Raw genomic sequence first — 13,938 nt, 5'->3', positions numbered from 1 at the left:
TACGGAATCGGCATGGACAAGCAGGAAGAAATCGAAGGCCTCGCGATCCTGGTGCGCGACCTGCGCAAGCACAAGAACCTCACCCTCAACGAACTGGCCGAGCGCATCGGCCGCTCGGTGGGCTTCCTGTCCCAGGTCGAGCGCGGCCTGTCGCGCCCGACGGTGGCCGACCTCACCGCCATCAGCGAGGCGCTGGGCGTGCCCACCACCTACTTCTACAACCCGGGCCACCCGCGCGCGGTGCGCTGGGTGACCCGCCCCGACGAGCGCCGCACCCTGTACTACGCTGGCGGCATCACCGACGTGCTGGCCTCGCCGGGCATGTCCGGCGGCTTCGCCATGCTGGAAAGTTTTCTCGAGCCCGGTGCTACCAGCGGCGACGGCCACCTCGACGACAGCTCCGAACAGGGCGGCTTCGTCCTCGAAGGCGAACTGACCGTGTGGTACGGCGACGACGCCGAGCCGGTCACCCTCGGCCCGCGCGACAGCTTCCAGCTGCCGCCCCACGCCAAGTTCCGCTACGCCAACCTCACCGATTTCCCCACACGAGTGCTCTGGGTCTTCACCTGAAATGCGGCCAGCACCTGCTGCGCTCGGCCATGCTGCGTTGAAAGCTGGCCTTCGCTCGCGACGGTTTGATCCGCATTTGACGGGTACTGATGAAAACAAGGACAAGAACATGATCTCGCCATTTCCCGACCTGCTCAGCGAAGTCCGCGCCTTCCGTGCCGCCCATCCCGAGGTGCGCTACGTCGACCTGATCTGCCTGGACCTGCCCGGGCACTTCTACGGCAAGCGCTACCCCCTCGACATGCTGGAGAAGGTCGCCGCCGGCGGCCCGCTCAAGCTGCCGCAGAACTGCGTGCTGCTCGGCGCCCAGGGCGGCCTGCACCCGATCGGCGACTACTGCTTCAACGACGGCGACCCGGACGCCCCGCGCCGGCTGATCCCCGGCACCCTCAAGCCGGTGCGCTGGGAGAACCAGCCGCTGGGCCAGATGCTGATCAGCTCCGACGGCACCGAGGCGCCCATCGAGTTCGAGCCGCGCGAGGTGCTGGCCCGCGTGCTGCGGCGCCTGCAGGCGCGGGGCATCCGTCCGGTGGTGGCGTTCGAGCTGGAGTTCTACCTGTTCGACCGCAAGCTGGAAAACGGCCTGCCGCGCTTCCCCCGCGACCCGCTGACCGACGACGAGGACGACCAGCCGAACATGCACATCGAGCGCCTGTCGCGCTTCTCCGACGTGCTCCACGGCATGGTCGAGGCGGCCCAGGAACAGGGCGTGGACGCCAACGTGATCACCGCCGAGATCGGCCCCGGCCAGTTCGAGATCAATTTCGCCCACTGCGACGACGGCCTGCGCGCCGCCGACCAGGCCGCCCTGTTCTGCCGTAGCACCCGTGGCGTGGCGATGCAGCACGGCTACCGCGCCAGCTTCATGAGCAAGCCCTACCTGGACGCCCCGGGCAGCGGCATGCACGTGCACGTCAGCCTGTACGACGAGGCGGGCCGCAACCTGCTCGACGGCGACGGTCAGCGCCCGCTGCGCAACACCGTGGCCGGCTGCCTGGAGCTGCTGCCGCACTGCATGCCGATCTTCGCCGCCAACCACAACGCCTACCGCCGCTACGGCTCCCGGGTGAACGCGGCGAGCCAGGCCAGCTGGGGCTTCGAGGACCGCGACGCGTGCATCCGCATCCCCGAGTCGGACGGCCGCAACCTGCGCATCGAACACCGCCTGGCCGGCGCCGACGCCAACCCCTACCTGGTGCTGGCGGCCATCCTCAGCGGCATGGAGCACGGCCTGGACCAGGCGCTGGAGCCGATCCCCTCGCTGAACGAGGACCGCGCCAGCGGCGTGGCCTTCCCCAAGGACATGCTCACCGCGGTGGCGGCCATGGAGTCCCACGCGGTGGTGAAGGACAAGCTGGGCGCCGAGTTCGTGTTCGTCTACTGCGAGAACAAGCGCCACGACCACCTGGACTTCATGAACGAGGTCAGCGCGCGGGAGTACCGCTGGTTCCTGTGACCCGGCGCCCCGGCCGTACGCTGGTCGGCTCGCCGGAGCGCCTATTGCTCGTTATTTGACCTTCATCACGTTTTTCGACCTGGCAGCGCAAAATCACCCACTAGACTGCGTGGTAATTGACCAGGGCAAACCTGTGCGAAAGCCAGGGACGCAAAGCCACCGATCTAACGTCTGCAAAGACCATGACCGCGGGGTTGCCAAGCGAGGCGTCGTTCGACGCCCGTTCTGCCATTCCCCGCCTGATTGTCTCTTCCGCACGCCACGTCCGGCCCCTGATCAAGCCTGATGCATGGACCGCCCGTAGGGCCTGCTGCGTGGAGAGGTATCGGTGATGAGTCAGCCAGTCGAAAGTCTGTACACCTACGGCTTCGCGCACATGAGCCTGCGCGATCAGGTCGTGTTCAAGTCCATCGTCGGCTTGCTCGGCGGGCGCACCCGGGCCCGCTGGCAGCATGTGGAACAGGGCCCGGCGGACCTGCTGGTGGAAGGCGAGGAAGACCACGGCGCCGCCTCGACCCGCATCGCCCCCTCGCAACTGCTCCTGCATGTCGGCGGCCACCCCACCAGCGAGTGCCTGCAGGTGCACTGGCCCCTGCGTGCCAGCGAAGTGTTCGAGTGCCTGCAGCAGGCGGCAGCGCGCATCGGCCAGCGCCGCGCCCCCGCGGACATGCCCCTGCGCCTGACGCGCTGGCCGACGACCGAGCACCTGCGCGGCGATGCGCGCTTCATCCGCCTGGCCACGCTGCTCCTGGGGCGCAGCATGAGCCTGCAGGAACTCGTCGCCCGTTCGGGCGTGGAGCCGGGCACCTGCGAGGCCTTCGTCGCCGCCCTGGCCGGCGCCGACCTGCTGCGCGAGGAGCAGGCTGCCGCCGCGCCCGTGGCCGCGGCAACGCCTCTGCCGGGCCTGTTCGCCCGCATCCGTCGCCACCTGGGGCTGCACGAGACGGAGCAGAAGCGCGCATGAAGGAGCACAAGATCCTCTTCACCGGCACCATGGGCGCCGGCAAGACTACGGCCATCGCCGCGATCAGCGACATCGCGCCGGTCAGCACCGATGTGCAGAACAACGACCCCGAGCTGGACAAGGCGCGCACCACCGTCGGCCTCGACTACGGCGAGCTGCGCCTGGGCGACGACGAGCGCCTGCGCCTGTACGGCACCCCGGGGCAGGAGCGCTTCGCCTTCATGTGGAAGATCCTCGCCAAGGGTGCCCTCGGCCTGGTGATCCTGATCGACAACACCCGCCCCGCGCCGCTGGCGGACCTGAGCACCTACCTGGAGAACTTCGCCGAGCTGATCGCCGCGAGCGCCTGCGTGATCGGCGTCGGCCGCCTGGACAGCTGCCCGCAACCCGCGCTCGACGACTACGCCGGCTTTCTCGAACAGCGGGCGCTGCGCTGCCCGGTGGTGGCCGTGGACGTGCGCGAGGCGGAGCAGGTCCGCATGCTGCTGGACCTGCTCCTGCTGCAACTCGAATGCCGAGAATACCTGGGAGAGTGAGTGCCGATGGACAAGATGCTGCCGGCCATGCCGGAAAGCCTGCGCCACGATGGCGAGCGGGCGCTGGACGAACTGATGAACGCCCTGGGCGGCCTGAACGCGGCGGTGATCGCCACCAGCGACGGCTTCGAGGTCGCCGCCCGAGCGCGCTTCGGCCTGGAAGTGACCAAGCTGGCCGCCATGGCCTGCTCGCTCTCGGCGCTCGGCGCCATGGCCGGCGAGGAAAGCTCGGTGGGCCTTCAGCAGAGCCTGATCATCGAGGCCAGCGAGGGCTACGTCGTGATCATCGATGTGCCGCACCCACGCTTCCCGATGATCCTCAACCTGGTGGCCGAGCGCGAGGAAACGCTCGGCCAGCTGATCTATCAGGCCAAGCGCATGGCAACCCGGCTGGCCGCCTGCAGTTGAATGGATCTTCGCGTCCCGGTGGTCTGCGCAGCCACGGGCGTCATACACCGCGCGCACTGAGGGAGTAATAGAGATGGCCGCAATTCAACAATCGCTGGAAGAACTGCTGACCCTGGATGGTGCCATGGCGTCGGCCCTGGTGGACGCCAACAGCGGCATGCTGATGGGACAGGCGGGGGCGGGCGTGGATCTGGAGCTGGCCGCGGCGGGCAATACCGAGGTCGTACGCGCCAAGATCAAGACCATGAAGTCCCTGGACCTGAACGACGTGATCGAGGACATGCTGATCACGCTGGGCAAGCAGTACCACATCATCCGCCCGATCGTGAAACACGAGGGCGTCTTCCTCTACTACGTGCTGGACAAGGTCAAGGCCAACCTCGCCCTGGCCCGGCGCAAGCTGCAGGACGTGGAGAGCAAGCTGGCGATCTGAGCCCGCGCGCCCGCACGGAAAACAGCCCGGCATCCAGGCCGGGCTCTCTATGCGAGGCAGTCATTGCGCCGCTCACCGGCACGGGCTTGTATGCGGGGTTGCACTCTTGGCTGGGCGCGAGACAACTGCGGCAATGGAACGCTTAGACTTCGCGCTCGGCCGCAATCATGCTGTGCCGCCAATCCTTCTCGAGAGTAATGCTGGATGCTATCCACTCTTCTGCGCCGTTGGCCGCATGGAGCCCTGCTGGCCTTGTTGTTCGCGGTTTCGCTGGCTACACGCTTCGCGTTCTTCGGCTATCCCGATTCGGCGGTGATCGACGAGGTCTATTTCGCCCAGTACCTGTCGGCCTATTTCACCGGGGAGTTCTATTTCGATACCCATCCGCCGCTGGGGCGCCTGCTGGTGGCGGGGTTCGTCGGCCTGTTCGATTTCCAGCCGGTGGCCTTGTCGACGCCCTGGAACATCCAGTACCAGGGCCATGACTACCTGCTGTTGCGCTTCCTCCCCGGCCTGGTCGGCAGCCTGTTGCCGCTGCTGGGCTATGGACTGGCCTGGAAGCTGTTCAGCCGGCGACGCCTGGCGCTGCTCTGCGCCGGCCTGCTGGTCCTCGACAACGCGTTGCTGGTGCAGTCGCGCTTCCTGTTCTTCGACGTGTTCCTGCTCGCCGCCGGTTTCGCATCGCTGCTGTGCTACCTGTACTACCGCGAGTCGCGTCGCCCGGGCTGGTTGCTGGCGAGCGGTCTTCTAGCCGGCGCGGCGGTATCGGTCAAATGGGTGGCACTGACCTTCGTGGTGCTGCCGATCCTGCTCGACTACCTCGCCTTCATGCTGGGCGAGCGTCGCCTGCGGGACGTGGCGAAGACCGCCCTGTTCATGCTGGCGGGAGCTTCGCTGGTCTACCTGCTGACCTTCGCCGTGCATCTGCAGCTATTGCCGGGTGCCGGCAACAGCGCCGGTTACGTATCCGCCGAGTTTCAGAAGACCCTGGAGGGTTCGCCCTACGCCGGGCGCGAAGATATCCAGCCGTTGTCCTGGATGGGGCGCTTCCTGGAGCTGAACAGGGTGATGTTCGAGGCCAACCAGCGTATGAGCGATCACCCCTATGCCAGCCGCTGGTATCAGTGGCCGCTCAACGAGAAGCCCCTGGGATACTGGCGCCAGGGCAATCTCGACATCGTCCTGGCCGGCAACGACCTGTTGTGGTGGAGCGCCTCGCTGGCCATGGCCGGGCTGGCGCTGGCGTTTCTGCTGCGGCCGACGCTGTGGCGCGATCGGCGCTGGCCGCCGTTGTTGCTCGGCTATCTGATCAACTGGCTGCCCTTCATGCTGATCGGCCGGGTGATGTTCATCCACCATTACCTGTCGGCACTGATTTTCAGCGTGCTGGCGCTGTGCGGCCTGTTCCTCTGCTGGCCGCGCCTGGAGCGTCATGCCCTGTGGCTGCTGCTGCCGATGGCGGCGGGTTTCCTCTGGCAGGCACCACTCAGCTACGGGTTGGCGCCCTGGTAATCGGCCCCAGGGCACCGGAGTGCATCACTGCGCCGCCTGCATGCTCCTGGCGCGCTCTGCCTGCTTGTGCTGCTTGTAGGCCAGCGCGGCCGGGGCAACCTTGGTGACCTGGCCGGTTTCCAGCCAGCGCTTGAGGCGGTTGGCGTCGGCCATGTGGGTGTACTTGCCGAAGGCGTCCAGCACCACGAAGGCAACCGGCTTGCCGGCCATCTGGGTGCGCATCACCAGGCAGTGGCCGGCGGCGTTGGTGAAGCCGGTCTTGGTCAGCTGGATACTCCAGTTGTCCTTGTGCACCAGGCTGTTGGTGTTGCGGAAGCCCAGGCTGTAGCGCGGCTTGGCGAACTGCTGGACGTGCTCGCGGGTGCTGCTGAACTGGCCGATCAGCGGGTACTGGCCGGCGGCCTTGACCAGCTTGACCAGATCGTTGGCGGTGGAGACGTTCTTCTCCGACAGGCCGGTCGGCTCGCGGTAGCGGGTGTGGGTCATGCCCAGGGCACGGGCCTTGGTGTTCATCGCCGCGACGAACGCCGGCACGCCGCCCGGGTAGTGGTGGGCCAGGCTGGCGGCGGCGCGGTTCTCCGAACTCATCAGGGTCAGCAGGAGCATGTCACGGCGGCTCAACTGGCTGCCGACGCGCACGCGGGAATAGACGCCACGCATCTCCGCCACGTCCTGGATGACGATGGGTAGCTGCTCGTCCAGGGACGACTTGGCGTCCAGCACGACCATAGCGGTCATCAGCTTGGTCACCGAGGCGATGGGCACCTGCAGGTCGGGGTTGCTGGAGTAGAGAGTCTGGTTGGTCTTGAGGTCGACCAGCAGGGCGCTGCCGGAGGCGAGTTCCTGGGTCTGTGGCGTAGCCGCCTGGCTGGCGGGGGCGATGAGGGTCAGACAGGCCAGCAGGAGGCCGGCGAGAGAAGAGGTCTTTTTCACGAGTAGAGTCCGCACCGATTGAATGATGCCTGGGCGCTCCCTGCCGGCGAATGGGCGGAGTATATGTGTGCGGCGGTTCTCAGGCGAGCGCGCGGGCCAGACGGCTCAGTCTTCCCACTCCCGGCCAGCCAGTTCCAGCAGGGTACTGGCCTGTTCCGGGCCGTTGCTGCCGGCCGGATAGGGGCGCGGGTCCTGGTAGTTGTCCTGCCAGCCCTTGATGATCGGATCGACCCAGGCCCAGGCGGCTTCGACCTCGTCGCGGCGCATGAACAGGGTGGAGTCGCCCTCGATCACGTCCAGCAGCAGGCGCTCGTAGGCGTCCCAGCGGCGCTTCTGCGGGAATACCCGGGCCAGGTTCAGGTCCAGCTCCATGGGGGTCAGGCGCATGCCCTTGCCGGGGCTCTTGCCCATCAGCTGCAGGGTGATGCGCTCCTCCGGCTGCAGGCTGATGACCAGGCGGTTGGCCTGGCTGCCGTCGAACAGGCGGTGCGGCACCGGCTTGAACTGGATGACGATCTCCGAGCGCTTTTTCGCCATGCGCTTGCCGGTGCGCAGGTAGAAGGGCACGCCGGCCCAGCGCCAGTTGTCGATCTCCGCCTGCAGGGCGACGAAGGTCTCGGTGTCGCTGTCGTTGTCGACGTGCTTCTCGAAGTAATAGGCCGGCACTTCCTGGCCGCCGATCTTGCCGGCCACGTACTGGCCGCGCACGGTCTTGTCGTGCACGTCGAGACCGGCGATGGGCTTGAGCGCCTCGAGGATCTTCACCTTCTCGTTGCGCACCGACTCGGCATCGAAGCGCACCGGCGCCTCCATCGCCACCAGGCAGAGCAGCTGCAGCAGGTGGTTCTGCACCATGTCGCGCATGGCGCCGGCGTGGTCGTAGTAGGCGCCGCGGTTCTCGACGCCGAGGGTCTCGTTGACGCTGATCTGCACGTGGTCAATGTGGCCGGCGCGCCAGATCGGCTCGAACAGGGCGTTGGCGAAGCGCAGTGCCATCAGGTTCTGCACCGTCTCCTTGCCCAGGTAGTGGTCGATGCGGAACACCTGGGCCTCGCTGAACACCGCGCCGATGGCGGCGTTGATCTCGCGGGCGGACTCCAGCGAGCGGCCGATCGGCTTCTCCAGCACGATGCGCGTGTCGCTGCCGGCCAGCCCGGCGATGGCCAGGTTCTCGGCGATGGATTCGAACAGGTCGGGGGCGGTGGCCAGGTAGTAGATGCGCCCGCGCTGGCAGGCGCTGGTGCCGAGGAACTTGCCGAGCCGGCCGAATTCGGCGGTGTGCGACAGGTCCATGGCGAAGTAGTCGAGGCGCGCGGCGAAGCTCGCCCAGGTGTCGTTGTCGAAGTCGCTGCGCGCCACCTGGGCACGCACCCGGCGTTCGGCCAGGGACTGGTATTCGGCGCGGTTCAGCACGTTGCGCGCCACCGCCAGGATGCGCATCTCCGGGTTCAGGCGGCCATCGCGGTGCAGGTGGTAGAGCGCCGGCAGCAGCTTGTGCAGGGCCAGGTCGCCGGTGCCGCCAAACACCAGCATGTCGCAAGAGCTGTTCAACGGAGGGCCTCCAGCCGGTTTGCCTGTGCGGGATGGGCGTTCTTGTAGTATAACTACAAGGTCACTACAACCCGATCATAACAGGCCGGGTGAAACCGCAGCGAGCCGGCTGGCCGTCGCACGGCGGTTTCCACCGGGCTGCCAACAGAGCCCTGCCCGTGAATCTTCTGCAGCATATCGCCCAGTCCCGTCACCTGCTCCGCAAGTCCGAACTGAAGGTCGCCGATCACGTCCTGCAGGACCCTTCCGCGGTGATGCACAGCTCCATGGCCGACCTGGCCCACGAGGTGGGTATCAGCGAGCCGACCATCGTCCGCTTCTGCCGCGCCATCGGCTGCAGCGGCTTCCAGGACCTCAAGCTGAAGCTGGCGCAGAGCCTGGCGGCGGGGGCCAGCTTCGGCCAGTTCGCCATCAACGAGAACGACTCGGTGGCGGACTTCAGCCTGAAGATCTTCGACACCACGCTGCATACCCTGATGGAGGTGCGCGAGCGCCTCGACCCGCGCGAGCTGGAGCGTGCCGTCAACGCCATCGCCAACGCCCAGCGCATCGAGTTCTACGGCTTCGGCGCCTCCGGCGCGGTGGCTGCCGACGCCCAGCACAAGTTCTTCCGTCTGCTGCTGACCGCCGCCGCCTACTCGGACCCGCACATGCAGGCGATGAGCGCAGTGACGCTGAAGCCCAGCGACGTGGCCATCTGCATCTCCCAGTCCGGCCGCTCCAAGGACCTGCTGATCACCGCCAACCTGGTGCGCGAGTCCGGCGCCACGCTGATCACCCTGTGCCCGAGCCAGACCCCGCTGGCCGACCTGGCCACGGTCAACCTGGCCATCGACGTGCAGGAAGACACCGAGATCTACACCCCGCTCACGTCGCGCATCGCCCACCTGGTGGTGATCGACGTGCTGGCCATGGGCGTGGCCATGGCCCGCGGCCCGGACCTGGTCAACCACCTCAAGAGCGTCAAGCGCAGCTTGCGCAGCCTGCGGCTGTCGCCGAAGTCGGTGCGCAGCGCGGAGGATTGATCGGCATCGGCCACGGTGGACAAGTGCAGCCTTGCCCACCTGCCTGCCAGCGCGAGTGCTACAGGTCGTATCGAACCGTCAGGTTGAAGTTGCGCGGGTCGCCGAACCTGCCGTAGCCGTAGGAAATGCCGGTGTAGTAGGTCTTGTCGAACAGGTTGTTGATATTGGCCTGGAGGCTGATGTCGTCCGTGACCTGATACTTGCCGAAGAGATGGACGAGCTCGTAGCTGTCCTGCTCCGAGTCGATCCCGCCTGGTCCCCGGCCTTTCTCGTAGATCCGGCTTTGCCAGCTCAGGTGCCCACCCACGGTGAACCTGTCCAGGGCGCCCGACAGGCGATACGAGCTGGTCAGGCGCAGCATGTTCTGCGGCTCGGTGGTCTGGATGGCCTGGCCGTCCCCGCCCCTGGCGATGTGCCGGGTAAAGCCGCCGGCCATGTTCCAGCCGGGCAGGATCTCGCCGGAGACCTCCAGCTCGTAGCCGCGAATCCTGGCGCCATCGACCGCCTTGTAGCGGTATTCGTCGTTCACGATGATGTCGAATTCGGCGAGGTTGTCCTGCTTGATCAGGAATGCGGCGGCCGAGAGGTTGAGCCTGCCCTCGTAGAACTCGCCTTTCAGGCCCGCTTCGTAGTTGCTGCCGAGCACCGGCTCCAGCAGGGCTCCGTTGCGGTCCCGGGCGGTCTGGGTCTGGAAGATGTCGGTGTAGCTGACATAGGCCGAGTAGTGCTCGGAAATGTCGTAGACCAGGCCGGCGTAAGGGGTCAGTTCGCTGCTGTATCGGGCCTTGCTGGTGATGCCCCAGTCGGTCAGCTCGTAGTCGACGTTGCTGACCCGCAGCCCGGTGATCAGCTTGAGTGCGTCGGCCAGGTTCCACCGGCTGGCGAGGTAGAAGGCGTCCTGCCGTTCCTCGATGTCGATCGGGTTGTCCGTTCTGTACCACTCGCCGAATTCGGGGCCTTCATAGTCTGGCAGGTCGTAGAAGCTGTTCAGCGGCGGCGTATTGATGCGCGGGTGGAATCTGCGGTGTTCCACATGATCCTGGTACGAGTAGCCGAGGACCAGCTCGTGCTCGCGCCCGAGCAGCGCGAACGGACCGGTGGCGGAAAAGTCGACGGCGTTCTGCCTTTCGTCGATGTCGTAGTAGGTGCCGCCCACCCAGAGATTGCCCGCCCCGCTGGTCCGGTCGAAGAAACCATCGATGTAGCGCAGCTTCGGCGTCGCCTCGTTTTCCCGGTAGGTGTATTGCAAGCGGGCTTTCCAGTCGTTGGCGAAGGTCTTTTCCAGGCTGGCGAAGCTGGCGATGCGTTCTGCATCGAGATAGGCCCAGTCCGCGGCGGTGGTGGTCGAGCGCGAGAGGTGGGTACGGCTGCCGTCGGAGTAGTACATGGGCACGGGCGCGCCATGCGTGGCGCCATTGGTGTGGCTGGTGCTGTAGTCCAGCCCGACGGTGAACAGCATATCCGCCGCCAGGTCCGCCTCGAGGATGCCGTACAGCCCGGTCTGGTCCTTGCTGTAGTGATCCAGGTAGGAATGGCGGTCGCCATGGGTGGCGACCATCCGGCCACGGACATTGCCCCCGGCTACCAGGGGGCCCGACAGGTCCAGTTCGCCTCGATAGGCGTCCCAGCTGCCCGCGCTGGCCTGGACATGGCCCTGGAAGTCGGCGGTGGGGCGCTTGCGGACGAGGTTGATGGCTGCGGAAGGTTCGCCGGTGCCCGTCATCAGGCCGGTCGCCCCGCGGACTATTTCCACCCGGTCATAGATGGCCGTGTCGGACTGCCAGTCGGTCTCGTAGCCGAACCCGTCGTCCAGGGACGACAGCCCGTCGTACTGGATCTTGGTGATCGGGAAGCCTCGCGCGGTGGCATTGAGACGGTCGCTCTCGTAGTGGTTCAGCGAGATGCCGGGGCTTCTTTCGAGCACGCTGGCAATGCTGTTGAGGTTCTGGTCGTCCATTTGCCGGCGCGTCACGACCGTGACGGATTGCGGGGTTTCCCTGATCGACAGCGGCAGCCTGGTCGCCGTCTGCATTGCGCCGATGGTGTAGGCGCCGCTGCCTTCGGTGGTGGCGCCCAGCCCTCCCGCGTTGACGTTGGTCGCACCCAGCTCCACCGCCGTTCCGTCGCCCGCCGGATACAGCGCCCAGGAGCCATCGCCCGCTGGGCTGGCGCGCAGGCCGGTGCCCTGCAGCAAGCGCTGCATGCCTTCCGCAATGCCGGTGGCGGCGTCCAGGCCTGGGCTGCGCTTGCCTTCCACCAGCGCCGGGTCGATCGGCAGGGTGATGCCGGCCTGGCCGGCGAATGCGGCCAGCGCGGCGCTCAGCGAGCCTGCCGGGATGTGATAGTGGCGGACTTGTTGCTGGTCGGCCGGCTCCGCCAGCAGGGGCTGAGCGGTCAGGCCCGTGCCAACGACCAGCAGGCCGAGGGCGGCGCCGCGGATGGCGCGGGCCAGTGGCCGGGCGGGTTGGAGAGGGTGGTGCTGGTCGTGGCGCATCGTGTGTTCCCCGTCGATCGGTGTTGGCTGTGTTTACGGGGAGGACACGCCAGTGGCGGAAAAGGCGACAACGATTCGCGTTTGCCGGCCCGATCAGCCTTCGCGCGGCGCGATGGTCACCCAGTAGCGGGTGCGGTAGCGGATGTCCACCGGCAGGGTGCGGGCCAGTGCGGCCAGCGCCAGGTCGGTATCGGCTAGCTGGAAGGCGCCGGAGATGCGCAGCTCGGCCACCTCCGGGTCGCAGCGCAGCAGGCCGGGGCGGTAGCGGTCGAGCTCGGCGGCGAAATCCGCCAGGCGCATCTTCTCGGCGCGCAGTATGCCGTGGCTCCAGTCGCTGGCCTGGCTTTGCAGCGCCTCCGGTGGCTCGACCCGGCTGTCGTCGAAGTGGGCCTGGCTGCCGGCCGGCAGCAGGGTCGGTCGGGAGGCGTGCAGCGGGCGCAGCTCGACGGCACCTTCGAGCACCGCGACCTGCGTTTCGCCGTCGAGCTGGCGCACGGTGAACGTCGTGCCCACCGGGCGCAGTGTACCTTCGGCGGTCGCCACCAGCAGCGGGCGCCCGGCGGCGTCCGCCGCGCTGTCCACGCGGATTTCGCCGGCCCGCAGGCGCAGCAGGCGCCGGGTCTCGTCGTAGGCCACGTCCAGAGCGCTGTCGGTGTTGAGCCGGACGCGCGTGCCGTCGGGCAGGGTCAGTTCGCGCGATTCGCCGACGGCGGTTCGTTCGTCGGCGGTCCAGGCGTGCCAGGGCAGGCCGCGATAGCCGGCCACGCCGAGCGGCGCGGCGACGATCAGCAGCGTCAGCAGCTTGAGGGTTTCGCGACGGTCCGCCTGCGGGCGATCGAGCGCCTGCACGCCGAGCTTGGTGGGGATCTCGCCCAGGCGGGCATGGAAGCGCGCGGCCAGCTGCCAGGCGCGTTCGTGGTCGGCGTGGCTGGCGCGCCAGCGCTCGCAGTCGGCGTGGTCCTGCTCGCTGGCCGCGCCCTGCAGGTGCACGAACCAGCGCGCGGCCTCGCGGGCGATGCGGCGGTCGATGGGCTGGGCGCTCACGACAGCTCCGCGGCGAGCATGATGCATTCCTCGTAGGCCCGTGCCAGGTGGCGCTGCACCGAACGCACGTGGATGCCCAGGTGTGCGGCGATCTCTTCCTGGGTATGGCCTTCCAGCTGCGACATCAGGAAGGCCTTGCGCACGTTGGCCGGCAGGCGCGCGAGCACCCGGTCCACCTCGTGCAGGGCTTCCAGTATCAGCGCCTGGCTTTCCAGGCAGGGACCCTCGTCTTCCGCCAGGCTGGCCAGTGCGTCGAGGTAGGCCTGTTCCAGCGAGCGGCGGCGATACAGGTTGATCAGCAGGCGGTTGGCCACGGTGGCCAGGTAGGCGCGTGGCGCGGCGATGTCGACCGGCCGTGAGGTGAGCAGGCGGATGAACGTGTCCTGCGCCAGGTCGGCCGCATCGGCGGTGTTGCCCAGGCGCTGGCGCAACCAGTTGCGCAGCCAGCCGTGATGGTCGCTGTAGAGTTGGCGGAAGCGATGGTCGGGCGACGTATCGGCGGGGCACATGACGGACATCCCTGGCGGCCTGCGCCGGTCGATCAAATGAGAACTTGTCTCATTCTATGCGGGCGCCGTGGACGAGGGCAACGGTGGGCGCTGTCGCGAAGTATTCATGCCGGCTTCACCGTAGCGTCATGCGGCCCGCGCAAGCTGAGCTCCCGGTAAACGGACCAGGAGCGCCGCGATGAACCTGCATCTCGAAGGACCCGTCCACGACAGCAAGACCCGCCGCAAGCTGGAAGACCAGCGCCGCATGGCTTTCCGCCGTGCCATCGAGGACTACGCCGAACAGCGCCGGCTGCAGCAGGAGCTTGGTGGCTATCCCGATCTGATCCCCGCCGATTTCCTGCCCATCGCGCGCGGCCCGCAGCGTCACGCGGCTTGAGCCATTCGCGCGGTGTGCCGAATTCGGCAAGCCGCGCGTTCAAGGCATCAAGCCTCGGCGGCCCGACGGCTCACAGTAACGGGCAGACTGCAGCCCGTGACCCGATTGACCCCTCCAGAACTCA

At 67.3% G+C, this 13,938-nt stretch carries 14 protein-coding genes and 1 riboswitch; of the genes, 9 read left to right on the top strand and 5 right to left on the bottom strand.

Translation table 11 applies throughout. The annotated features are described in order from the left end of the window. The first annotated feature begins 12 nt into the window (after positions 1–12). The 7 genes from N7640_RS15485 (at position 13) to N7640_RS15455 (ending at position 5,879) form a co-directional block, all read left to right on the top strand. Positions 13–570 (top strand): XRE family transcriptional regulator, encoded by a 558-nt coding sequence (locus N7640_RS15485; protein WP_279904129.1) that lies wholly within the window; start codon positions 13–15, stop codon positions 568–570. Between the two features lie 109 nt (positions 571–679). Beyond that, on the top strand, positions 680–2,026 hold the full coding sequence (locus N7640_RS15480; RefSeq protein WP_279904130.1) for a glutamine synthetase family protein: 1,347 nt from the start codon (positions 680–682) through the stop codon (positions 2,024–2,026). A 114-nt stretch (positions 2,027–2,140) separates the two neighbouring features. Then, positions 2,141–2,228: riboswitch (cyclic di-GMP riboswitch) on the top strand. A gap of 129 nt (positions 2,229–2,357) precedes the next feature. Next, on the top strand, positions 2,358–2,990 hold the full coding sequence (locus tag N7640_RS15475) for a hypothetical protein (RefSeq protein WP_220812666.1): 633 nt from the start codon (positions 2,358–2,360) through the stop codon (positions 2,988–2,990). Next, on the top strand, positions 2,987–3,526 hold the full coding sequence (locus tag N7640_RS15470) for an ATP/GTP-binding protein (protein ID WP_279904131.1): 540 nt from the start codon (positions 2,987–2,989) through the stop codon (positions 3,524–3,526). Before N7640_RS15475 ends, N7640_RS15470 begins: the two co-directional genes overlap by 4 nt. Positions 3,527–3,532: 6 nt before the next feature. Continuing rightward, positions 3,533–3,934, top strand: coding sequence for a hypothetical protein (locus N7640_RS15465; RefSeq protein WP_220812664.1), 402 nt, complete (start codon positions 3,533–3,535; stop codon positions 3,932–3,934). 73 nt (positions 3,935–4,007) lie between these two features. After that, the gene (locus N7640_RS15460) at positions 4,008–4,367 is read left to right on the top strand and encodes a hypothetical protein (RefSeq protein ID WP_279904132.1); all 360 of its coding nucleotides are present in this window, start codon (positions 4,008–4,010) and stop codon (positions 4,365–4,367) included. A 252-nt stretch (positions 4,368–4,619) separates the two neighbouring features. Continuing rightward, positions 4,620–5,879: a phospholipid carrier-dependent glycosyltransferase gene (locus N7640_RS15455; RefSeq protein ID WP_279904133.1), complete on the top strand. Its 1,260-nt coding sequence runs from the start codon at positions 4,620–4,622 to the stop codon at positions 5,877–5,879. Positions 5,880–5,903: 24 nt separating this feature from the next. Here N7640_RS15455 and pbpG read toward each other — a convergent pair whose 3' ends face one another. Then, positions 5,904–6,812: a D-alanyl-D-alanine endopeptidase gene (gene pbpG / locus N7640_RS15450; RefSeq protein WP_279904134.1), complete on the bottom strand. Its 909-nt coding sequence runs from the start codon at positions 6,810–6,812 to the stop codon at positions 5,904–5,906. A gap of 105 nt (positions 6,813–6,917) precedes the next feature. Beyond that, positions 6,918–8,345: a glucose-6-phosphate dehydrogenase gene (gene zwf, locus N7640_RS15445; RefSeq protein WP_220812721.1), complete on the bottom strand. Its 1,428-nt coding sequence runs from the start codon at positions 8,343–8,345 to the stop codon at positions 6,918–6,920. 176 nt (positions 8,346–8,521) lie between these two features. Here zwf and hexR point away from each other — a divergent pair, with 176 nt between their 5' ends. Continuing rightward, a complete protein-coding gene (hexR, locus tag N7640_RS15440) occupies positions 8,522–9,388 on the top strand; it encodes a transcriptional regulator HexR (protein WP_220812660.1) in 867 nt (288 codons plus the stop codon). A gap of 58 nt (positions 9,389–9,446) precedes the next feature. Here the strand turns inward: hexR and N7640_RS15435 are convergent, their stop codons facing one another. From N7640_RS15435 to N7640_RS15425, 3 genes are all read right to left on the bottom strand, one after another. Next, a complete protein-coding gene (locus tag N7640_RS15435; protein WP_279904135.1) occupies positions 9,447–11,882 on the bottom strand; it encodes a TonB-dependent siderophore receptor in 2,436 nt (811 codons plus the stop codon). A 93-nt stretch (positions 11,883–11,975) separates the two neighbouring features. After that, entirely contained in the window at positions 11,976–12,926 is a 951-nt protein-coding gene (locus tag N7640_RS15430) for a FecR domain-containing protein (protein WP_279904136.1), read from the bottom strand. After that, positions 12,923–13,444, bottom strand: a complete 522-nt coding sequence (locus N7640_RS15425; RefSeq protein ID WP_279904137.1) for a sigma-70 family RNA polymerase sigma factor — start codon at positions 13,442–13,444, stop codon at positions 12,923–12,925. The genes N7640_RS15430 and N7640_RS15425 overlap by 4 nt, the downstream gene beginning before the upstream one ends. Positions 13,445–13,613: 169 nt before the next feature. Here N7640_RS15425 and N7640_RS15420 point away from each other — a divergent pair, with 169 nt between their 5' ends. Next, positions 13,614–13,814 carry a transcriptional regulator gene (locus tag N7640_RS15420; RefSeq protein WP_220812657.1) on the top strand — a complete coding sequence of 67 codons (201 nt, stop codon included), beginning with the start codon at positions 13,614–13,616 and terminating at the stop codon, positions 13,812–13,814. Positions 13,815–13,938 lie beyond the last annotated feature (124 nt).

Source organism: Pseudomonas sp. GD04015 (genome assembly GCF_029837675.1).
Taxonomy (GTDB): Bacteria; Pseudomonadota; Gammaproteobacteria; order Pseudomonadales; family Pseudomonadaceae; genus Aquipseudomonas; species Aquipseudomonas paralcaligenes.
Note: the sequence above shows the minus strand (reverse complement) of the source record. Positions and strands in the feature narration are given on the sequence as shown.

What these genes read in the sequence shown, in the direction of transcription:
- N7640_RS15435 (WP_279904135.1), bottom strand. Translation starts at nt 11,882, where the DNA reads ATGCGCCACGACCAGCACCACCCTCTCCAACCCGCCCGGCCACTGGCC.
- N7640_RS15420 (WP_220812657.1), top strand. Translation starts at nt 13,614, where the DNA reads ATGAACCTGCATCTCGAAGGACCCGTCCACGACAGCAAGACCCGCCGC.
- N7640_RS15470 (WP_279904131.1), top strand. Translation starts at nt 2,987, where the DNA reads ATGAAGGAGCACAAGATCCTCTTCACCGGCACCATGGGCGCCGGCAAG.
- zwf (WP_220812721.1), bottom strand. Translation starts at nt 8,345, where the DNA reads ATGCTGGTGTTTGGCGGCACCGGCGACCTGGCCCTGCACAAGCTGCTG.
- N7640_RS15480 (WP_279904130.1), top strand. Translation starts at nt 680, where the DNA reads ATGATCTCGCCATTTCCCGACCTGCTCAGCGAAGTCCGCGCCTTCCGT.
- N7640_RS15485 (WP_279904129.1), top strand. Translation starts at nt 13, where the DNA reads ATGGACAAGCAGGAAGAAATCGAAGGCCTCGCGATCCTGGTGCGCGAC.
- N7640_RS15460 (WP_279904132.1), top strand. Translation starts at nt 4,008, where the DNA reads ATGGCCGCAATTCAACAATCGCTGGAAGAACTGCTGACCCTGGATGGT.
- N7640_RS15465 (WP_220812664.1), top strand. Translation starts at nt 3,533, where the DNA reads ATGGACAAGATGCTGCCGGCCATGCCGGAAAGCCTGCGCCACGATGGC.
- N7640_RS15425 (WP_279904137.1), bottom strand. Translation starts at nt 13,444, where the DNA reads ATGTCCGTCATGTGCCCCGCCGATACGTCGCCCGACCATCGCTTCCGC.
- N7640_RS15475 (WP_220812666.1), top strand. Translation starts at nt 2,358, where the DNA reads ATGAGTCAGCCAGTCGAAAGTCTGTACACCTACGGCTTCGCGCACATG.